The organism is Pseudomonas oryzihabitans, from assembly GCF_014522265.1.
GTDB classification, from domain to species: domain Bacteria; phylum Pseudomonadota; class Gammaproteobacteria; order Pseudomonadales; family Pseudomonadaceae; genus Chryseomonas; species Chryseomonas aestiva.
The window spans coordinates 2,681,554-2,700,827 of sequence record NZ_CP017024.1 but is presented as its reverse complement, the minus strand read 5'-3'; the positions used below and the strand labels follow the sequence as shown (position 1 = coordinate 2,700,827).

The 19,274-nt window shown below is 66.8% G+C and carries 18 protein-coding genes; 9 read left to right on the top strand and 9 right to left on the bottom strand.

Annotated elements, in window-relative coordinates:
* Positions 1–21 precede the first annotated feature (21 nt).
* From BGI51_RS12535 to BGI51_RS12525, 3 genes are all read left to right on the top strand, one after another.
* Entirely contained in the window at positions 22–900 is an 879-nt protein-coding gene (locus BGI51_RS12535; protein ID WP_187978533.1) for a GntR family transcriptional regulator, read from the top strand.
* Positions 901–979: 79 nt separating this feature from the next.
* Complete coding sequence (yejK, locus tag BGI51_RS12530) at positions 980–1,987, top strand: nucleoid-associated protein YejK (RefSeq protein ID WP_017640943.1); 1,008 nt, start codon at positions 980–982, stop codon at positions 1,985–1,987.
* A gap of 275 nt (positions 1,988–2,262) precedes the next feature.
* Positions 2,263–2,700, top strand: a complete 438-nt coding sequence (locus BGI51_RS12525; protein WP_133862900.1) for a hypothetical protein — start codon at positions 2,263–2,265, stop codon at positions 2,698–2,700.
* A gap of 219 nt (positions 2,701–2,919) precedes the next feature.
* On the opposite strand, the gene BGI51_RS12520 is transcribed toward BGI51_RS12525, so the two are convergent.
* Both BGI51_RS12520 and BGI51_RS12515 read right to left on the bottom strand, forming a co-directional pair.
* Complete coding sequence (locus BGI51_RS12520) at positions 2,920–3,687, bottom strand: hypothetical protein (protein WP_252977072.1); 768 nt, start codon at positions 3,685–3,687, stop codon at positions 2,920–2,922.
* Between the two features lie 259 nt (positions 3,688–3,946).
* Positions 3,947–4,462: a dihydrofolate reductase gene (locus BGI51_RS12515; RefSeq protein WP_187978532.1), complete on the bottom strand. Its 516-nt coding sequence runs from the start codon at positions 4,460–4,462 to the stop codon at positions 3,947–3,949.
* An 81-nt stretch (positions 4,463–4,543) separates the two neighbouring features.
* Here BGI51_RS12515 and BGI51_RS12510 point away from each other — a divergent pair, with 81 nt between their 5' ends.
* Positions 4,544–5,932, top strand: a complete 1,389-nt coding sequence (locus BGI51_RS12510; protein WP_187978531.1) for a DUF2868 domain-containing protein — start codon at positions 4,544–4,546, stop codon at positions 5,930–5,932.
* A complete protein-coding gene (locus BGI51_RS12505; RefSeq protein WP_187978530.1) occupies positions 5,929–7,305 on the top strand; it encodes a GTPase/DUF3482 domain-containing protein in 1,377 nt (458 codons plus the stop codon). The genes BGI51_RS12510 and BGI51_RS12505 overlap by 4 nt, the downstream gene beginning before the upstream one ends.
* Here the strand turns inward: BGI51_RS12505 and BGI51_RS12500 are convergent.
* The 4 genes from BGI51_RS12500 to BGI51_RS12485 all read right to left on the bottom strand — a co-directional run bounded on the left by BGI51_RS12500 (position 7,302) and on the right by BGI51_RS12485 (position 11,851).
* Positions 7,302–8,195, bottom strand: coding sequence for a proline iminopeptidase-family hydrolase (locus BGI51_RS12500; protein ID WP_187978529.1), 894 nt, complete (start codon positions 8,193–8,195; stop codon positions 7,302–7,304). The two genes, BGI51_RS12505 and BGI51_RS12500, sit on opposite strands and share 4 nt — an antisense overlap.
* A gap of 1,030 nt (positions 8,196–9,225) precedes the next feature.
* On the bottom strand, positions 9,226–9,387 hold the full coding sequence (locus BGI51_RS12495; protein ID WP_160923579.1) for a DUF2474 domain-containing protein: 162 nt from the start codon (positions 9,385–9,387) through the stop codon (positions 9,226–9,228).
* Positions 9,387–10,409, bottom strand: a complete 1,023-nt coding sequence (gene cydB / locus BGI51_RS12490) for a cytochrome d ubiquinol oxidase subunit II (protein ID WP_133862893.1) — start codon at positions 10,407–10,409, stop codon at positions 9,387–9,389. The genes BGI51_RS12495 and cydB overlap by 1 nt, the downstream gene beginning before the upstream one ends.
* Positions 10,406–11,851 carry a cytochrome ubiquinol oxidase subunit I gene (locus BGI51_RS12485; protein ID WP_133862892.1) on the bottom strand — a complete coding sequence of 482 codons (1,446 nt, stop codon included), beginning with the start codon at positions 11,849–11,851 and terminating at the stop codon, positions 10,406–10,408. Before BGI51_RS12485 ends, cydB begins: the two co-directional genes overlap by 4 nt.
* A 303-nt stretch (positions 11,852–12,154) precedes the next feature.
* Here BGI51_RS12485 and BGI51_RS12480 point away from each other — a divergent pair, with 303 nt between their 5' ends.
* The 4 genes from BGI51_RS12480 (at position 12,155) to BGI51_RS12465 (ending at position 17,873) form a co-directional block, all read left to right on the top strand.
* On the top strand, positions 12,155–13,384 hold the full coding sequence (locus BGI51_RS12480; protein ID WP_187978528.1) for an MFS transporter: 1,230 nt from the start codon (positions 12,155–12,157) through the stop codon (positions 13,382–13,384).
* Positions 13,385–13,516: 132 nt separating this feature from the next.
* On the top strand, positions 13,517–15,163 hold the full coding sequence (locus BGI51_RS12475) for a methyl-accepting chemotaxis protein (protein WP_252977071.1): 1,647 nt from the start codon (positions 13,517–13,519) through the stop codon (positions 15,161–15,163).
* A gap of 84 nt (positions 15,164–15,247) precedes the next feature.
* Entirely contained in the window at positions 15,248–16,051 is an 804-nt protein-coding gene (locus BGI51_RS12470; RefSeq protein ID WP_187978527.1) for an SDR family oxidoreductase, read from the top strand.
* A complete protein-coding gene (locus tag BGI51_RS12465; protein ID WP_187978526.1) occupies positions 16,044–17,873 on the top strand; it encodes a glycoside hydrolase family 15 protein in 1,830 nt (609 codons plus the stop codon). The genes BGI51_RS12470 and BGI51_RS12465 overlap by 8 nt, the downstream gene beginning before the upstream one ends.
* Before the next feature lie 169 nt (positions 17,874–18,042).
* Here BGI51_RS12465 and BGI51_RS12460 read toward each other — a convergent pair whose 3' ends face one another.
* The 3 genes from BGI51_RS12460 to BGI51_RS12450 form a co-directional block, all read right to left on the bottom strand.
* The gene (locus tag BGI51_RS12460; RefSeq protein ID WP_187978525.1) at positions 18,043–18,384 is read right to left on the bottom strand and encodes a HepT-like ribonuclease domain-containing protein; all 342 of its coding nucleotides are present in this window, start codon (positions 18,382–18,384) and stop codon (positions 18,043–18,045) included.
* Complete coding sequence (locus BGI51_RS12455) at positions 18,381–18,671, bottom strand: nucleotidyltransferase family protein (protein ID WP_133862887.1); 291 nt, start codon at positions 18,669–18,671, stop codon at positions 18,381–18,383. The genes BGI51_RS12460 and BGI51_RS12455 overlap by 4 nt, the downstream gene beginning before the upstream one ends.
* Before the next feature lie 66 nt (positions 18,672–18,737).
* Entirely contained in the window at positions 18,738–19,142 is a 405-nt protein-coding gene (locus tag BGI51_RS12450; protein ID WP_280311073.1) for a response regulator, read from the bottom strand.
* Positions 19,143–19,274 lie beyond the last annotated feature (132 nt).

Here is a 19,274-nt window from a genome sequence, read left to right as displayed (position 1 = left end):
GATCGACTCGCCAGCGCTGCCATGGGCACCACCCTCGCCTCCCAACTGATTCCCGACATCCTCACCTACATCGCCTCGCACCAGCTGGCGGTCGGCACCCGGCTGCCCGAGCGCGCCCTGGCCGAGCGGCTGCGGGTGTCGCGCTCGCCGGTGCGCAGCGCCCTGCAGCAGATGGCCGACCAGAGCCTGCTGGCGCGGCATCCCGAGGGCGGTTTCGCCGTGGCCGCCGCGGCCCTGGACGCCACCCCCCAGGCGCGCGAAGAGGTGTCCGCCAGCGAACGCCTGTACCTGACCATCGCCCGCGACCGCATCGAGGGCGAATTGCCGCTCAAGGTCACGGAAAACGAGCTGATCCGCCGCTACCAGGTCACCCGTGGGCAACTGGCCGATATCCTCAGGCGCATCGTCCAGGAAGGCTGGGCCGAGCGCCTGCCGGGCTACGGCTGGAGCTTCGTCGAAGGTCTCACCTCGCCAGACGCCTATGCCCAGAGCTATGCCTTCCGCCTGCTGATCGAGCCGGCCGGCATCCGCGACGCCGGCTTCACCCTGGATGCCGGCGAATTGCGGCGCTGCCGCGACGAGCAGGCGCTGCTGGCCGCAGGCCGGGTGTTCGAGGCCTCGCCCGCGGAGATCTTCGACGCCAACACCCGCCTGCACGAGACCATCGCCCGCTGCTCGGGCAATGCCTTCATCCTCGATGCACTGCGCCGGCTCAATCGCCTGCGCCGCTTGATCGAATACCAGAAGTCGGTGGATCGCGAGCAGGCCCAGCGCCGCTGCCAGGAGCACCTGGAGCTGATCGACCTGCTGCTCGAGGATCGCCGTGAAGAAGCCGCGGTCTTCATGACCCGCCACCTGGGCAACGCGCTGCAGGAAAAGCAGGCCACGGCGGCGCGCTGAGCCTGCGGCGCCCAGGGCCTGCCCGCCAGGGCGCGGGGGCGTTAGACTGGCGGACTTTTCTCCGTTACCCGAGGCCGTCATGCCGATCCGTCACGCCATCGTCCATCTGATCGACAAGAAGCCCGACGGCCAGCCCGCGACCCTGCACGCGCGGGACGCCGAACTGGCCGACTCCCAGGCCATCGAGAATCTGCTGGCCGATCTCAACGACAGCTACAACGCCAAGCCCAACAAGGCCTGGGGCCTGTTCCACGAGGAATCCGGCGCCTATCCCTTGAGCGGCTGGCTCCATGCCTACCTGGAAGGCGAGCAGGACTTCGTCGCCTTCAGTCGCCAGGCGGTGGAGCACCTCAAGGGGCTGATGGAGAGCAGCAACCTTTCCACCGGCGGCCATGTGCTGTTCGCCCAGTACCAGCAGGGCATGACCGACTACCTGAGCATCGCCCTGCTGCACCACAGCGAGGGGGTGACCGTCACCGAGAGTCTGGAAGTGGCCCCGGCCAAGCACCTGGACCTGGGCCAGCTGCACTTGGCGGCGCGCATCAACCTCTCGGAATGGCGCAACAACAAGCAGTCGCGCCAGTACATCTCCTTCATTCGCGGCAAGGGCGGCAAGAAGGTCTCGGATTACTTCCGCGACTTCATCGGCTGCCAGGAAGGCGTCGACGCCAAGGGCGAGACCCGCACCCTGCTCAAGGCTTTCAGCGACTACGTGGAAAGCGAGGACCTGCCGGAAGAAGCCGCCAAGGAAAAGACCGACACCCTGGTGGACTACGCCAGCAGCCAGGCCAAGCGCGGCGAGCCCATGGCCCTGGACGCCCTCTCCGAGCTGATGGATGACCAGGCACCACGCGCCTTCTACGACTACATCCGCAACAAGGATTACGGTCTGGCCCCGGAGATCCCGGCGGACAAGCGCACCCTCAATCAATTCCGCCGCTTCACCGGCCGTGCCGAGGGGCTGTCGATCAGCTTCGAGGCGCACCTGCTGGGCTCGCGCATCGAATACGACGAAGGCCAGGATCTGCTGATCATTCGCGAGGTGCCGACCCAGCTGAAAGACCAGCTCAAGCGGCGCAATGACTAGGCTTGGTCCGAAAAGTCGCCGCGCGAAGGTCAGGCAAGGCGAAAATTCGCGAGGAAGCGGAGTTTACGAGCAGTAGATGAGCGCTCGGAACGACTTTTCAACGCAGCCTGGCCGAGCGCAGGCACTTTTCAGCCAGGCCCCGGTGACCGCCGGGCCGCTGGACACCTGGGGTTGCAAACGCGATCACCGATCGGGCGCCCCCGGCTGGACAGCGGCCGGCCAAAGGGGGCACAAGATGTCCCTTCTTTTCCCTATCTGCCGAAAAAGTCGAAACCATGAGCCAGTACCCCTTCGAACGCCGCATCGTCATCACCTTGCAATCGAACAACGAACTGACGCTCGACGCTGCCCTTGACCAGGCCGTGTCGCGCATCAAGCAGGGCGAGATCCACGGTGGTGACGAAGGCCTGGCCACCGCCTACAGCTTCCATGTGGACACCGTCGCCGAAGGCCCCTCCGGTCCGGTGGACCTGGGCGAGTACCTGGGCCGTCCGGCGACCAAGGCCGAGCAGAGCGTGGTGGACGCCGGCGTGGTCCCGCGCTTCCGTCTGGGCCAGACGGTGGCCGTGCAGGTCGGCAATGGCGAACCCAAGCCCAGCAGCATCCAGGAAGTGCGCCTCTTTCCCCAGGTGGAAGGCCCCTGCTGGCTGTACCTGGTGGAAGAGCGCGTCCACCGCGACTACCTGCCGGCGAAGAAGCTGCGGGCGATCTGAGGGCATCTTGGCGTTGGGCTTCGCTGCGCTCAGCGCCAACCTACCGCTCTGACGTAGGTTGGGTTGAGACGACTCCATTGTCGAAGCCCAAAAGACAGACCTGAGCGCCACGATGTTGGGCTTCGCTGCGCTCAGCGCCAACCTACCGACCGCGTAGGTTGGGCTGAGACGGCTCCATCGTCGAAGCCCAACAGACAGGTCTTAGCCCAACAGCGCCACTCAACCAAAGGCGGCGATCTGGCGATAGAGCGACAGCGAAGGCGCCGCCGTCGCGCCGGTCATCTGGGTGAGGATGCTGCCATCCAGCGCGGTGCTCGCTTCGGCGTCCTGCCCGTCTGACGGTTGCGTCGTCCATTGGGGTGCGCCATCCGCCCCGGTGGTGACGCCAAGGGTCGGCGCCGCCAACGCGGCCGTTTCCTGAGCCGCCGCAGTCGCCACCCCGCCAGCGCTCAGGCCATCGATGAGCTGGGTGTTCAACTGACCCGACTGCCAGTCCGGTGCGCCCGGATTCAGGGTCCCGAGGATGCCGGAATCCTCGGTGGCGGCAGGTGCCCAGTTCCAGGAAGCGGACCCCTGCGCCTGCGGGGAGAGACCGGAGAAGGCCACGTTGGCGCCATCGGTACCGCGCTGCGCCCCTTCGAAATAGGCCAGCTGACGCTCAGCCGAAGTAAAGGTGCCGGAATCGTCACTGGCGATCCGGGTCAGGCTGTCGCTGTCCAGATTGGCGAAGGGATCCTGGGTGGAGGCGTCGGCATAGCGACTGTCGTCATGGTAATAGCTCACCAGCAGGTGGTTGGCCGCCTGCTTGGCCAATTGCACGCGGTCGGCACTGGCAGCCTGGGGCAGTTCGCCGAGCACGGCGGCATCGGTGCCCTGGCTGCGGATCTGCTGCTGGAGGATCTGCATGAAGCCATCGAGATCGCTGTTACCGTTCGACTGGCCCGGCAGCAATCCGGCTATGAGCTGGGTGGCGGGCGACAGATCCACCGCCACATCGGTGCCGGCTGGGATTCCCCCGCGCTGGTGGAGTCACTGGCGGATGCGCCCTGACTGGCGGTAACGCTCGGATTGGCAGGCTGAGTCCCTGCCATTGCCGTCGAAGTCTGGCTGTCGATCGCCCTCATGGTCGTGCCCTCCGGCCGCCCAGGCGGCCTGCCTCAGCGTCTTTATGCCATACCCGTCTTAGGTTTTACTTAAGGTCGAAACAATGACCGGAGCCAGGCGGGAAGGCTGCAGGCGACCGCCCCTAGGCCCGGCGCTCCCAGACCTCGCAGGCATAGGCCGGACGGTCGTCCTCGGCCGCATGTTCCTGGCGCGAGACAAGCTCCCACTCCGCCTCCTGCCAATCGGGAAAGAACACATCCCCGGCCGGCGCCAGGGCGACCCGGGTCAGGTAAAGGCGCTGGGCCACCGGCAGGGCTTCGGCGAACAGCTGGGCGCCACCGATCAGCATGATCTCGCTGGCCTCGCGCTCCCGGGCCCAGGCCTCGGCGCGCTCCACGGCAGCGGCCAGCGAGGTCCGTACCTCGGCACCTTCGGCCACCAGATCAGTCTGACGGGAGACCACCAGATTCAGCCGGCCCGGCAACGGGCGGCCCAAGGAATCCCAGGTCTTGCGACCCATGACCAGCGGCTTGCCGAGGGTCACGGCCTTGAAATATTTGAGCTCCGCCGGCAGGTGCCAGGGGAGACGATTGTCGATGCCGATGACGCCGTTGTCGGCCACGGCGACGATCAGGCTCAGGGGAAGAGAGGTTTTCATGGTGACAGAGCATAACAGAGGCGTTAACAGCCAGGGCGCCAGGGACTATGCTCGGCGTCTTTGCCGCAAGGGCGTCGACGCGTGACCGCACTCCCCTCTCCCGCCTTCGAGGATCTCTGGCTCACCGAAGCCCTGCGCCTGACCGAGGAAGACAGCGGCCCGCTGGAAGACGCCGAGGCCAATCGCCAGGCGCGTGCGGCCGGTGGCCCCTTCGAGTCGCGGCTGGTGACGCGCGCCCGTCTGCTCGGCCAGCGCGACGGCCTGCTGGCGGCGCGGCGCCGCTGGCGCCAGGGTGCGCTGCTGGCCGCCTGGCTGCTGGGCATCGTCGCGCTGTTCTGCGGCGCGGGACTCGCCGCCGGGGCCCTGGGTGATGGAAGTCGCCCGGTCAATGTGTTCTGGGCGCTGGGCAGTCTGCTCGGGCTCAATCTGCTCAGCCTGCTGGTCTGGACCCTCGGCCTGCTGGGCGGCGGCCGCCAGCTGGCCTCGCCGCTGGCGCGCCTCTGGCTGTGGCTCTCCGGCCGCCTGGCGCGCGATGCCCGGGCCCTGCACCTGGGGCCCGCGCTGGTCGGGCTGCTCGGCCGCGCCCGTCTGCTGCCCTGGGCGCTGGGCGGGCTGGTACACGGTCTCTGGCTGCTGATCCTCGGCAGCGCCCTGGCGACCCTGCTGGCGCTGCTTTCCGGGCGCAGCTATCTGTTCGTCTGGGAGACCACCCTGCTTGGCAGCGACACCTTCGTGCTGCTCACCCAGGTACTCGGCGCCCTGCCCCAGCTGCTGGGTTTTCCGCTGCCCGATCCGGCCAGCATCGCCGCCAGTGGCGATGCCGCCAGCCCCCTGGCGACGGCACGTCAGGCCTGGGCCGGCTGGCTGCTGGGCGTGGTACTGGTCTATGGCCTGCTGCCACGGCTGCTGCTGACCCTGCTCTGCCTGTGGCGCTGGCGACGCGGTCGCCAACGGCTGCGGCTGGACGTCGAGCGCCCGGGCTATCTGCAACTGCGCGAACGCCTGCTGCCCACCAGCGAACGTCTGGGCATCAACGACGCCGCCCCCGCCCACCTGCCCCCGCAGGACGCCGGCGGTCTCGCCCGCATCGGCGACGAGGCGCTGCTGGTGGGCATCGAACTCACCGACCATACCTGGCCGCCGCCGCTGCCCGAGGGCGTGCGCGATGCCGGCATCCTTGACGATGGCCAGGGCCGGCGCCATCTGCTCGAACAGCTGACCCGCTATCCGGCGCGCCGCCTGCTGATCGCCTGCGATCCGCGCCGGTCGCCGGATCGCGGTACCCTGGCCTTGCTGGCAGAATTGTCGCGCTGTGCCACGGCGACCCGCGTCTGGCTGTTGCCCGCGCCCCTGGGCAGCAAGCTCGATCCGGTCCGCCTGGACAACTGGCGGCATGCGCTGGACGCCCTGCGTCTGGCACACTGCGCCGGCGATCTCGAAGAACTGGCCTGGCTGGAGACGAATCCATGAGCGGCCCCCTGCGCCTGGCGCTGGTCGGTCACACCAATGTCGGCAAGACCTCACTGCTGCGCACCCTGACCCGCGACATCGACTTCGGCGAGGTCTCCCATCGTCCCAGCACCACCCGCCATGTCGAGGGTGCCCGATTGTCGGTGGACGGCGAGGCCCTGCTGGAGCTCTACGATACCCCCGGCCTGGAAGACGCCATCGCCCTGCGCGACTACCTGGAGCAACTGGAAAGACCCGGCGAACGCCTGGACGCCGCCACCCTGCTCGATCGCTTTCTCGACAGCGTGGAAGCACGCCAGAGATTCGAGCAGGAGGCCAAGGTGATCCGCCAGCTGCGCGCCTCCGATGCCGGGCTCTATGTGATCGACGCCCGCGAGCCGGTGCTGGCCAAGTACCGCGACGAACTGGCGGTGCTGGCTGGTTGCGGGCGGCCGCTGGTGCCGGTGCTCAATTTCGTCGCCGCCGACGGTCACCGCGCCGACGACTGGCGCGCCATCCTGGCCCGTCTCGGCCTGCACGCCCTGGTGCGCTTCGACAGCGTCGCCCCGCCCGCGGATGGCGAGGCGCGTCTCTACGAAAGCCTGGCGACCCTGCTGGAAAGCGGCCGTCCGGCGCTGCAACGGCTGATCGCCGACCATGCCGAGCAGGCCCGCCGCCGCCATCAGCAAGGCGTGCGGCTGATCGCCGAATTGCTGGTGGACGCCGCCGCCGCCCGGCGCAGCGTGGCGCCGGGCGAAGCCGAGGTCAGTACCGCGACCGCCGAGTTGCGCGACGCCCTGCGCACCCGTGAACAACGCTGTGTGGAAGAACTCCTGCGGCTGTTCGGCTTTCGCCCGGGCGATGCCCATGCCAGCGACCTGCCGCTGCTGGACGGCCGCTGGGGCGATGACCTGTTCAATCCGGAAACCCTGCGCCTGCTCGGCATCCGCCTGGGCGGCGGCGTGGCGGCCGGGGCGGCTGCAGGGGTCGGTCTGGACCTGCTCGCCGGCGGCCTGACCCTGGGCGCCGCCACGGTACTGGGCGCCCTGGCCGGTGGCCTGGCCCAGACCGGCGGCCACTATGGCCGGCGGCTGTTCGGCAAGCTGCGCGGCGGACGGGAACTGTCCATCGACGATGCCGTGCTGCGCCTGCTGGCGCTGCGGCAGCGTCAGCTGCTGGCGGCGCTGGAAATCCGCGGCCACGCCGCCCAAGGTGCCATCGAAGTGGCCGCGCCTGACGAGCAGCGCTGGCGCGAAGGCAAGCTGCCCGCCGCCGTGCAGGTGGCCCGAGCCCATCCGGAATGGTCAGCGCTCAATCCGCGGTCGCGCCTGCAGGCCGACGACCGCCAGACCCGCATCGACGAGATCGCTGCGGCCCTCGACGCCGAGGCCTAACCGCGCTCCACCTCGGCGAGAAAGTCCGCCACGGTGGCCATGCAGGCCTCGCGTTCTTCCACGTGGGGCATGTGGCTGGAATTCTCGAAGATGCGCCAGCGCACGTCCGGGATGAGCCGGTCGAAGGGCTCCACGCAGGCCGGCGTGGCCTCGTCGTGACGCCCGGAGATCAGTAGCGTCGACACCTGGATCCGCGCCAGCCGCTCGATCACGCTCCAGTCCCGCAGACTGCCGATCACATGGAACTCGGTAGGACCGTTCATGGCGTGATAGACGGTGGGATCGGCGTCGATGGCGGCGAAGGTCCGCACCACCTCGGCCGGCAGCGGCTGCACCCGGCAGACATGGCGGTCATAGAAGACCTGGCTGGCGGCGCGATACTCGGGCGAGTCGGTGGTGCCGGCGGCCTCGTGGCGCTCCAGGGTGGCCTGCACCGCGGACGGCAACTCGGCCCGCAGCCCTGCTGCAGCCGCGCGCCAGAGCGCCATCGACGCAGGCGAATTGGCAATGATCAGCCCCCGCAGTCCTGCAGGCTGACGCACCCCGTGCTCGGCAGCCAGCATTCCGCCCCAGGATTGGCCGAGCAGCGCGTATTGGCCGATACCCAGGTGGCGCAGCAGGTTGTTCAGCTCGTCGAGAAACAGCTCCACCGTCCAGAATCCCGGATCGATGCCGCGCAGGTGGGTGGAACGGCCATTGCCCAGCTGGTCGTAATGCACCACCGGCCAGCCGTGCTCGGCCAGGTCCTTGAAGCTGTCGACATAGTCATGGGTGCAACCGGGACCGCCGTGGGCCACCACCAGCGGTAATCGCCCGCTGGCCAGCTCACCGGTGACCCGGTACCAGGTCTGGTGGCCTTGGAAATCGGCGTAGCCTTCTTGAACCTGCATGGATGCCTTCCTCGTCGCGATGGGAACGGAGTCAGGCTAGCGGGCGGGCGGGAGCGGGATAACTGGGAAAAGTTGTAGGTTTGGGGAGTGGGCTGCGTTGCAGTTTTAATCAGCTCCGCGGCTGATGCGCGGCGTTTGACCCGTTCACGCCGGACTGCCCCCTCTCCCGCTTGCGGGGGAGGGTTGGGGTGGGGGTAGTGCTTTTGCTCAGGCCGCCAAGCTGATTTTAGGAATCTGCTGACGATCCTTGTTCCGCCCCGCCGGGCGGGTCACTTTTTTCAATTGCCAAAAAAGTAACCAAAAACGCTCGCCCCGACTGGCCGGTCCTGCGCCTTGCGCAGGATGCCCTCACGTCAGCGCCGCTCCAGCGGGCCGTGGCCGAAGGGCCGTCCTGGCCCTCGGCCTCTTTCGCGGCATCCATGCCGCTCACCCACTTCCGCGACACTGCCGTTCGACCGGCCAAACGGGGCACTGGGGTGCCGGCTGAGAGTTGGGCGTCATAGAGCAGACCTGCGTTCCAAACCTGCTGATCTACTGAATCAGTGCCGCCAAGAAACATGTGAAGAGAAGGGAAGAGAAGAAAAGAGAAGAGAAGAACTGATCAGCCTTTTAAAAAGACACTTTCAGCCGGCACCCAAGCGCCCTGTTCAGTAGGCCGAACGCAGCCACTCTGGAGGCGGGTGAGCGGCAGGGATGCCGCGAAAGGCGTCGAGGGCCAGGACGGCCCTTCGACGGCGGCCCGGCGGAAGAGCGGCGGAGCGAGGGGACCCGGAGCGCAGCGTAGGGCCGGATGACCAGGGCGAGCGTTTTTGGTTACTTTTTTTGCGACTGAAAAAAGTAACCCGCCCGGCGAGGGCGGAACAAAAGCCTACCGAGCACACCGCAAATCAGCTCGGCAGGTTGACCCACCCCAACCCTCCCCCGCAAGCGGGAGAGGGGCGTCTGGCGTAAAGGGTAGCTTTCCAGCACAGGATCGTGCCCTGCGTAGGGTGGATGACGGCGCAGCCTCATCTACCAACACACGGAAGGGTCAGTGCGACTTGAGCCCCGCCGCCGTCAGCACCAATCTCAGCACCCAGGCCACCACGCCGAGTGCTACCAGGCTGCAGGCCCAGATGGCGGCCATCCAGGCGAGCCGCTGCCAGAGCGGCTTGTTATCGGCGGGATTGGGTTCGCGCGAGCGGCCGACCATCAGTGGTAGCCCTCCCCCGCGCGGACCTTGCCGCGGAACACGTAGTAGCCCCAGAAGGTGTACATCAGGGTGATCGGAATGATGAACAGGGTGCCGATGAGCAGGAACAGCTGGCTCTGCGGCGGCGACGAGGCCTCCCAGATGGAAACGCCCGGCGGGATGATGTTCGGCCAGAGGCTGATGCCCAGACCGCTGTAGCCGAGGAAGATCAGCGCCAGGGTCAGCAGGAAGGGCGCGTGGTGCGAGTCCTCGCGCAGGATGGCGCGCAGCAGGGCCAGGGTCACCACGCCCACCAGGATCGGCACCGGCAGGAACCAGACCAGATTGGGCATGCTGAACCAGCGGGCGGAGATGGCCGCCTGGCTCAGCGGGGTCCAGATGCTCACCACCGCGGTAAAGGCCAGCAGCAGGAACAGCAGCGGCTTGGTCAGGCGACGCATGGTGGCCTGCAGCGGGCCCTCGGTCTTCATGATCAGCCAGGTGCTGCCCAGCAGCGCATAGGCGGCGATGACGCCCAGGCCGCAGAACATCGAGAAGGGCGTCAGCCAGTCCAGCGGACCGCCGACATACTGCCGATTCTCCACCGGGAAGCCTTCGATGAAGGCGCCCAGGGCCACGCCCTGACAGAAGCTGGCCAGTAGCGAGCCGAAGATGAAGGACTTGTCCCACAGGGCTTCCTTGCCTTCCTGGACCTTGAAGCGGAATTCGAAGGCCACGCCGCGGAAGATCAGGCCGATCAGCATGAAGATCAGCGGCAGGTAGAGCGCCGGCAGGATCACCGCGTAGGCCAGCGGGAAGGCGCCATAGAGCCCCGCCCCGCCGAGCACCAGCCAGGTCTCGTTGCCGTCCCAGATGGGCGCCACGGTGTTCATCATGACGTCGCGATCTTCCTTGCCCTTGACGAAGGGGAAGAGGATGCCGATGCCCAGGTCGAAGCCGTCCATGACCACGTACATCATGAGGCCGAAAATGATGATGATCGCCCAGATCAGCGGGAGGTCGATGCCAGGGATGCCGTTCATGTGCGGTCTCCGGTCAGCTGGTCATTGGGATTGTCTTCTTCCAGGCCGCCATCGGCGCCGGACAGCGGACGCTTGGGATGACGATCGGTGCCCGGGCCGCCGGAGGTGGGCAGGTCGCCTTCACCGGTGTGCGGACCCTTGCCGATCATGCGCAGCGCATAGAGGGTGCCGATGCCGAACACGGCGAAGTAGACCACCACGAAGGCCACCAGGGTGATGCTCAGCTGGGTGACGCTGTGGTTGGACACCCCGTCCTTGGTGCGCAGGAGGCCGTAGACGATCCACGGCTGGCGGCCCACCTCGGTGGTGAACCAGCCGGCCAGCAGGGCGATGAGGCCGACCGGCCCCATGCAGGTGACCAGGCGCAGGAAGCCGCGGGTCTCGAACAGTTTGCCGCGCCAGCGCAGCCAGGCGCTCCACAGGCCGGCGGCGATCATCAGCATGCCGAGGGCGACCATGATGCGGAACGACCAGAACACCACATAGGCCGGCGGCCGGTCTTCCTTGGGGAAGTCCTTGAGCGCCGGGATCGGCTCGGTGAGGCTGTGCTTGAGGATCAGGCTGCCGAGCACCGGGATCTCCAGCTTGAAGCGGGTTTCCTCGCGCTCCATGTCCGGCCAGCCGAACAGGATCAGCGGGGTCGCCTCGCCTGGGGGGTTCTCCCAGTGGCCTTCCATCGCGGCGATCTTGGCCGGCTGGTGCTCCAGGGTGTTGAGGCCGTGGGCGTCGCCGACGAAGGCCTGGATGGGGGCTACCAGCAGGGCCATCCACATGGCCATGGAAAACATCTTGCGCACCGCCGGGTTGTCGTTGCCACGCAGCAGGTGCCAGGCCGCCGAGGCGCCGACCAGGAAGGCCACCGACAGGTAGGCGGCGATGGTCATGTGCGCCCAGCGGAAGGGGAACGACGGGTTGAAGATCACCGCCAGCCAATCCACCGGGACGATGCGCCCATCGACGATCTCGTAGCCGCTCGGGGTGTGCATCCAGCTGTTGGAGGCCAGGATCCAGAAGGTCGACATCAGGGTGCCGATCGCCACCATCACCGTCGAGAAGAAGTGCAGGCCGCGGCCCACGCGATTCCAGCCGAACAGCATGACGCCGAGGAAGCCGGCCTCGATGAAGAAGGCGGTGAGCACCTCGTAGGTCAGCAGCGGGCCGGTCACGGCGCCGGCATAGTCGGCGAAGCCGCTCCAGTTAGTGCCGAACTCGTAGGCCATCACCAGACCGGACACCACGCCCATGCCGAAGAAGATCGCGAAGATCTTCAGCCAGAAATGATACAGATCCTTGTAGACGTGGTTGTCGGTCTTCAGCCACAGCCCTTCGAGCACGGCAAGAAAGCTCGCGGTACCGATGGACAGCGCCGGAAAGACGATGTGGAAGGACACGGTGAAGGCGAACTGGATCCGGGCGAGATCCAGGGCTTCGAGGCCGAACATAGCTATTCCTCTCAGGCACGCCGGCCGTCGAGAGCAGCCGGTCGAGTTGACGCTGACCGAGGTTCGAACCTCCGGCGTCGCCTGGGGTTCGAGCGGGACGCTAAAAAGGCGCCGCCGCCGCTAGCCCAAAGGACCAGGTCGGAAGCTGACGTGGATCAACGTCAGGCTTTAGGATAGTCCTCCTCGATACATTTGCTTACGTGGTTCGATGTCGCATCGGGCAGGCTGTCGCACCCCGCAGTTGTATGACGATCAGCCTCGGGGTGGCTTAAGATGCCGCCTCTGCCCTCGCGAGCCCCAGTCATGTCCGGCGATACCCTGCAGCTGCGTCACCACCGTCCCTTCGTCGCCTTCTGGTTCGCCCGCATCTGTACCGCCGGCAGTTTCCAGATGCTCACCGTCGCCATCGGCTGGCACCTCTATTCCCTCACCGGCAACGTGCTCGACCTCGGCCTGGTGGGGCTGGTGGAATTCCTGCCGCGGGTGCTGTTCATGCTGCACACCGGACATGTCGCCGATCGCTACGACCGCCGTCGGGTCGCCGCCCTCTGCCAGACCGGCCAGGGACTGATCGCCCTGGTGCTGCTGGTGGGCAGCCTCAATCACGCGGTAACCCGCGAACTGATCTTCATCCTGGCGTTCTGCCTGGGCACCGCCCGCGCCTTCGAGCAGCCCACCACCCAGGCGCTGCTGCCCAACATCGTGCCGCCTTCGATCTTTCCCCGCGCCATCGCCGCGGCGGCCTCGGCCATGCAGGGCGCCACCATCATCGCCCCGGCTCTGGGCGGGCTGCTCTATGCCCTGGGCGCCGCCTGGGTCTATGGCCCGGCGCTGGTGCTCTATGGCATCGCCATCCTGCTGGTCTCCAGCCTGCCGGCGCGGCAGACGCCCAGCCAGAAGGAAAAGCCGACCCTGAACAACCTGCTGGCCGGCATCCGCTTCATCAGGAGTCGCCCGGACGTACTCGGCGCCATCTCCCTGGATCTGTTCGCCGTGCTGCTGGGCGGCGCCACCGCCCTGCTCCCGGTGTTCGCCGCCGACATCCTGCTCACCGGGCCCTGGGGCCTTGGCCTGCTGCGCTCGGCACCCGCGGTGGGCGCCCTGGGCATGTCCTTTCTGCTCGCCTACGTCAGCCTCAATCGTCACGTGGGCCGCATCATGTTCGGTTCGGTGGCGCTGTTCGGCGTCGCCACCATCGCCTTCGGGCTATCCACCTCGCTGTGGTTCTCGCTGGCCACCCTGGTGGTGCTGGGCGCCGCCGACATGGTCAGCGTGGTGATCCGCAGCTCCTTCGTGCAGCTGGAAACCCCGGATGCCATGCGCGGCCGGGTCAGTGCGGTCAACGGGCTGTTCATCGGCGCCTCCAACCAGCTCGGCGAATTCGAATCGGGGGTCACTGCGCACTTCTTCGGCACCGTGCCGGCGGTGGTGCTGGGCGGCGTCGGCACCCTGGTGATCACCGGGGTCTGGATGAAGCTGTTCCCGGGCCTGGCCAGGCGCGACCGGCTGACGGAGCCACGCGACGACGGTTGAATCCTGGCCAGTCGCTCTGGCACGGCCACTCATCCCGAGGCCATGACCGCTCGCCCCGGAAAAGAGTTATCGCGCAAACCTTTACCACAAAATGTGATCCATATCACATTCCGATAGATTCCTGAGGTTCCCATGCGCACCCCTCTTTCCATGGCCGCCCGCCTGGGCCTGGGCTTCGGCCTGATCCTGGTGCTGATGCTGCTGATCACCCTCGTCGGCGTCCAGCGGGTCGGCGTCATCGATGACACCCTGACCGCCGTCAGCCAGGGCGCCAGCGTCAAGCAGCGTTACGCCATCAACTTCCGCGGCAGCGTACACGACCGCGCCATCGCCATTCGCGATACGGTACTGATCCACGACGCCGCGCCTCTGGCCAGCCGCCTGGCCGACATCGATCGCCTCAAGGCCTTCTATCGCCAGTCCGCCGAGCCCATGGATCAGCTGTATGCCAGCCAGGGCGCCACTGCCGAGGAACAGCGCCTGCTGGCGGCCATCAAGGACATAGAAGGCACCGCCCTGCCGCTGACCGATCGCCTGCTGCAACTGCGCCAGGCCGGTGATCTGGAAGGCGCCCGGATGTTCCTGCTGGAGCGCGTTTCGCCGGCCTATGTCGAGTGGCTCAAGCGCATCAATGCGCTCATCGATCATGAGGAAGCCATCGCCAGCGGCCATCTGGCCGAGGTCCGCGGCATCGCCGGTGGCTTCCGCTGGCTGATGCTGGTGACCTGCGCCCTCGCCCTGCTGCTGAGCGTGACCGTCTCCATCCTGATCATCCGCCAGATGGGCGCGACCCTGGGCGGCGAACCCCATGTCGTGGCCGCCGCCATCCGCCGGCTGGCCGAGGGGCACCTGGACGAGCGCCCCGCCACCCGTCATCCGGACAGCGTGATGGGCACCCTGGGCAGCGCCACCGCGCACCTGGGCGAGACCATCGTCCAGGTCCGCCATACCGCCAGTTCGGTCGCCGCCGCTGCCGCCCAGTTGCAGGACACCGCCCAGACCAACCAGCGCCACACCGATGTGCAGTCCAACCAGGCCCAGCACATGGCCGCCGCCGTCACCGAGCTGGCCGCCACCATCGGCGAGGTCGCCGGCTACGCGGCCCAGGCCGCCCAGGCCACCGGCAATGCCAGTGCCCAGGTGGACACCGGCAACCGGCTGGTCGCCAGCTCCGGCCAGGCCATCGGTCAGCTGGTGCAGGCCCTGGAGCAGGCCAGCGTCACCGTGCAGCAGGTCTCCAGCGACAGCGCCAGCATCGAGAACATCGTCGCCGTCATCAACGGCATCGCCGAGCAGACCAACCTGCTGGCGCTGAATGCCGCCATCGAGGCCGCCCGCGCCGGAGAGCAGGGCCGCGGTTTCGCCGTGGTGGCCGATGAGGTCCGCAACCTGGCGACCCGTACCCAGGAATCGACCCGCGAGATCCGCGGCATGATCGCCACCCTGCAGGAAGGTGCCGGACGCGCCGCGGCGCAGATGGAAGAGAGTCGCGGCCAGGCCCACGAGACCGCCGAGCTGACCCAGCGCGCCGTCGCGGCCCTGACAGCCATCCAGGCGGACGTCGGCTCGGTGAACGCCATGAATGCGCAGATCGCCACCGCCGCGGCGCAACAGACCGCCGTGGCCGAAGAGGTCAACGAAAACATCAATCGCATCCACGCGGCCACCCTGGAAACCGCCAGTGGGTCGCAGCAGATCGCCGGGGCCAGTCGTCAGCTGGCGGAGCTGGCCGAAGACCTGGAACGCCGCATGAGTCTGTTCCGCACCACCCGTGCCTGAACATCCGGCAACGCTCGCGGGCTGAACCTAGACGCGAGCGCAACGGTCAGCAGTCAGACACCTTTTCTGCGCAGGAGTCTGGACATGCAGCTTTCCCTCAACGGCCAGGTCGCCCTGGTCACCGGCGGCAGCTCCGGGATCGGCGCCGCCGTTGCCGAAGCCCTGGGCAAGGCCGGTGCCGCCGTCGCCATCAACTACCACTCCCACGCCGAACCTGCCGAAGAACTGGCCAGGCGCATCCAGGACGCCGGAGGCCGCGCCATCGCCGTGGGCGGTGACGTCGGCGACGAGGACGCGGTCAAGGCCCTGTTCGAGCGCACCCTGGAAGCCTTCGGCCGCCTGGACATCCTGGTCGCCAACTCCGGTCTGCAAAAGGACGCGGCGGTGGCCGACATGTCCCTCAAGGACTGGAACACGGTGATCAACACCAACCTTACCGGCCAATTTCTCTGCGCCCAGGCGGCGATCCGCCAGTTCCGCAAGCAGGGCCGCGACGAGAACATTTCCCGCGCCCTCGGCAAGATCATCCACATGAGCTCGGTGCACGAGGTCATTCCCTGGGCTGGACACGTCAACTACGCCGCCTCCAAGGGCGGGGTCAATCTGCTGATGCGCAGCCTGGCCCAGGAAGTCGCCGCCGAGGGCATCCGCGTCAACAGCATCGCCCCGGGCGCCATCGCCACCGCCATCAATGAAGAGGTGACCGGCGACGAGGCCAAGGCCCGCGAACTGCTCAGGCTGATCCCCTACAAGCGCGTCGGCCATGTCGACGACGTGGGCAACGCGGCGGTCTTTCTCGCCAGCGACCTGGCCGACTACATCGTCGGCACCACCCTGTTCGTCGACGGCGGCATGTGCCTCTATCCGGGATTCGAAGACAATGGCTGATTCCACCTCCGTACAGGGTCGTCGCAGTATCGGCGCCCATGGTGTCATCGGCGACCTGCGTACCTGCGCCCTGGTCGCCACCGACGGCACCATCGACCACTTCTGCTGGCCGAATCTGGACAGCCCCTCGGTGTTCGCCGCCCTGCTCGACTCGGAAAAGGCCGGCTATTTCAGCCTGGCGCCGGTCTGGGAAGACGCCCGCGAGCAACAGCTCTACCTGCCGGATACCAACATCCTGCAGACCCGCTGGCTGTCGGCGGAAGGGGTCGCCGAGATCACCGACCTGATGCCGGTGTGCAGCAGCGAAGATACCAAGCCGCGTATCGTCCGCCGCGTACAGGTGGTGGCCGGCCGCTGCCGCTTCCGCCTGGTCTGCGCGCCGGCCCACGACTATGCCCGCGCCGAGACCCGCGCCCGCCTGGTGGACGGCGGCGCCCTGTTCGAGGCCGCTGGCCAGCCGACCCTGCGCCTGGCGTCAAGCGTCACCCTGCGGGTCGACGGCAATGCCGCATCGGCCGAGTTCGAACTGGAACAGGGTGAGCAACTGGATTTCGTCTTTGGCTGCAAGGAAGACGACAAGGTCGTCGCCGGCCAGAGCGATCTCTGCTTCGAGGACACCCTCTCCTACTGGACTTCCTGGGCCGCCAAGAGCCATTACCAGGGGCGCTGGCGCGAGATGGTCACCCGCTCGGCCCTGGCGCTGAAGCTGCTGACCTCCTGCAAGCACGGCTCCATCGCCGCGGCCGCCACCTTCAGCCTGCCCGAGGCACTGGGTGGCGAGCGCAACTGGGACTATCGCGCCTCCTGGATCCGCGACGCCTCCTTTACCGTCTACGCCTTCATGCGCCTGGGCTACACCCAGGAAGCCAAGGATTTCACCCACTGGGTGGGCCAGTGCGTGGAAAACAGCCACAACGCCCCGGAAAAGCTGCAGATCATGTATCGCCTGGACGGCGGGCTGGACCTGCCCGAGGAAACCCTCGACCACCTGGCGGGCTATGCAAACTCGAGTCCGGTGCGCATCGGCAACGAGGCCTACAAGCAGGTCCAGCTGGACATCTACGGCGAGCTGATGGACGCCATCTACCTGTCCAACAAGTATGGCGAAGCCATCTCCCACCATGGCTGGAAGGACGTGGTGCGGATGATCGATCACGTCTGCGAACACTGGAACCAGCCCGATGCCGGTATCTGGGAGATGCGCGGCGATCCCGAGCACTTCCTGCATTCACGGCTGATGTGCTGGGTAGCCATCGACCGCGCCATGCGGCTGTCGGTCAAGCGCTCGCTGCCGATGCCCTATGAACGCTGGTACGCCGCGCGCGCCGCCATCCAGGAAGACATCTGGGACAACTTCTGGAACGCCGAACTGGGTCATTTCACCTCGACCCGCCACGGCAAGAGTCTGGACGCCGCCCTGCTGCTGATGCCCCTGGTACGCTTCGTCAGCGCCACCGACCCCATGTGGCTGTCCACCCTCGACGCCATCAAGACCAACCTGGCCTACGACGGCATGATCCGCCGCTACAACCCGGTCGACACCCCGGCGGACAACCTCAAGGGTGAAGAAGGCGCCTTTGTCGCCTGCTCCTTCTGGTACGTCGAATGCCTGGCCCGCGCCGGTCGTGTCGACGAAGCCCACCTGGAGTTCGAAAAGCTGTTGGGCTACGCCAATCCGCTGGGCCTGTACGCCGAGGAACTGGACAAGCGCGGCTATCCCCTCGGCAACCTGCCCCAGGCCCTGTCGCACCTGGCCCTGATCAGCACCGCCTTCTTCCTCGATCGCAAGCTGAGCGGCAAGGATCCGCAATGGCAGCCGTAGGGCGAGCCGATGCAGCCATGGCGGTCCTCGATGCGGCCGCCCCTGCGGGTGCCCGCCCGATAGCGGATCGCGATCTTGCTCGCTGGAGCTGATAAAGCAGGAAACCCGCTCGGACAGCCCCCTCTCCCCCTGGGAGAGGGTTGGGGTGAGGGCACAGCGAGCTACCAGGCTACTTTCCCGGTAACAAACGCAGTTGCTCCAGAAGCTCCGGTAGAGCGGTAACGACGGTTTCCCAGACGACATCGAGATCGATGTGGAAATAGCCATGGGCGATACGGTTGCGCATACCCCTCATGCTGCGCCATGGAAGGTGCGGATGCATTTGGGTGAAAGCCTCGTCCGCGATCATGATCTTGGTCGCCGCTTCGCCAATGATGATCAGGCTCATGACCACCGCTTGCTGTGTCCGGCGGTCCTCGAGGAAGTCTTCCCGAGTGAGGCCCTCGATAAAGCCTACGGCTTCGCCGGCCGCCTGTTGCATATGAACCAGATAGTCCGCTGTGCGATTCATATCGGTCGTGCTGCCAGCAGGACCTGAGTGCGAAAAGATCCGGGCAGATCGGCAGGGGTCACCAGATCCACAGGAACGCCCAGCAACTCCTCCAGCTCATCCTGCAGGCCTCCCAGATCAAACAGTGTCGCCCCCGGCAATGCGTCTACCAGCAGATCGAGATCGCTGCCGTCCTGATCGGTACCGTCCAGGACAGAGCCAAATACCCGCGGATTGGCCACGCGAAAACGCGCTGCAGCGTCTCGTATTACTGCGCGTTTGAGGTCTAGGGCTAAGGAAGGTCGCATGGCATGACTCAAGCTGGATCAGCCCTCGAATAGTCGGCCATAGGTCCCGACTTTTCAACCGCCTCCTCACGCCACCCGACTCTGCCCCAGCACCTCGTTGACGCAATTGGCCATGTCGTCGATATGCCAGGGCTTGGGCATGAAGCGGGTGCGGCCGGCGCCGCGGGGAACGGTCAAGCGATCGCCGGAGGTGAGGATCACCGGGATGTGCGGCCAGCGCTGAGCGACCAGTTGGGCCAGGGCCTCGCCATCCAGGCGTCCCGGCATGCGCACGTCGGTGAAGAGCACGTCGATGCGGGCACCGTTCTGTTCCAGATAGCTCAGCGCCGCATCGGCGGTCGACATCGCCACCACCTGGAGGTCCACCAGCGACTCCAGGGCCTCGGTAGCCAATTCCCGCAGCAAGGGTTCGTCCTCTACCAGAAGCAGTAGTGGACGATAGGAGCCGAAGGGAGAAGATGCCTGAGTCATACCCAACAGACTTTGCCAAGAGGTCACGGTTCTGACCATTCGGCCCTGGCTCGACCAAAGTCGACCACCGGCATAAGCAAGCCCTCTAAGCGGCAACTTTCAACGCCTCGCTGACTCGAAGCGTTCACCTCG

What these genes read in the sequence shown, in the direction of transcription:
- BGI51_RS12535 (WP_187978533.1), top strand. Translation starts at nt 22, where the DNA reads ATGGGCACCACCCTCGCCTCCCAACTGATTCCCGACATCCTCACCTAC.
- yejK (WP_017640943.1), top strand. Translation starts at nt 980, where the DNA reads ATGCCGATCCGTCACGCCATCGTCCATCTGATCGACAAGAAGCCCGAC.
- BGI51_RS12525 (WP_133862900.1), top strand. Translation starts at nt 2,263, where the DNA reads ATGAGCCAGTACCCCTTCGAACGCCGCATCGTCATCACCTTGCAATCG.
- BGI51_RS12515 (WP_187978532.1), bottom strand. Translation starts at nt 4,462, where the DNA reads ATGAAAACCTCTCTTCCCCTGAGCCTGATCGTCGCCGTGGCCGACAAC.
- BGI51_RS12505 (WP_187978530.1), top strand. Translation starts at nt 5,929, where the DNA reads ATGAGCGGCCCCCTGCGCCTGGCGCTGGTCGGTCACACCAATGTCGGC.
- BGI51_RS12500 (WP_187978529.1), bottom strand. Translation starts at nt 8,195, where the DNA reads ATGCAGGTTCAAGAAGGCTACGCCGATTTCCAAGGCCACCAGACCTGG.
- BGI51_RS12495 (WP_160923579.1), bottom strand. Translation starts at nt 9,387, where the DNA reads ATGGTCGGCCGCTCGCGCGAACCCAATCCCGCCGATAACAAGCCGCTC.
- cydB (WP_133862893.1), bottom strand. Translation starts at nt 10,409, where the DNA reads ATGAACGGCATCCCTGGCATCGACCTCCCGCTGATCTGGGCGATCATC.
- BGI51_RS12485 (WP_133862892.1), bottom strand. Translation starts at nt 11,851, where the DNA reads ATGTTCGGCCTCGAAGCCCTGGATCTCGCCCGGATCCAGTTCGCCTTC.
- BGI51_RS12480 (WP_187978528.1), top strand. Translation starts at nt 12,155, where the DNA reads ATGTCCGGCGATACCCTGCAGCTGCGTCACCACCGTCCCTTCGTCGCC.
- BGI51_RS12475 (WP_252977071.1), top strand. Translation starts at nt 13,517, where the DNA reads ATGCGCACCCCTCTTTCCATGGCCGCCCGCCTGGGCCTGGGCTTCGGC.
- BGI51_RS12470 (WP_187978527.1), top strand. Translation starts at nt 15,248, where the DNA reads ATGCAGCTTTCCCTCAACGGCCAGGTCGCCCTGGTCACCGGCGGCAGC.
- BGI51_RS12465 (WP_187978526.1), top strand. Translation starts at nt 16,044, where the DNA reads ATGGCTGATTCCACCTCCGTACAGGGTCGTCGCAGTATCGGCGCCCAT.
- BGI51_RS12460 (WP_187978525.1), bottom strand. Translation starts at nt 18,384, where the DNA reads ATGAATCGCACAGCGGACTATCTGGTTCATATGCAACAGGCGGCCGGC.
- BGI51_RS12455 (WP_133862887.1), bottom strand. Translation starts at nt 18,671, where the DNA reads ATGCGACCTTCCTTAGCCCTAGACCTCAAACGCGCAGTAATACGAGAC.
- BGI51_RS12450 (WP_280311073.1), bottom strand. Translation starts at nt 19,142, where the DNA reads ATGACTCAGGCATCTTCTCCCTTCGGCTCCTATCGTCCACTACTGCTT.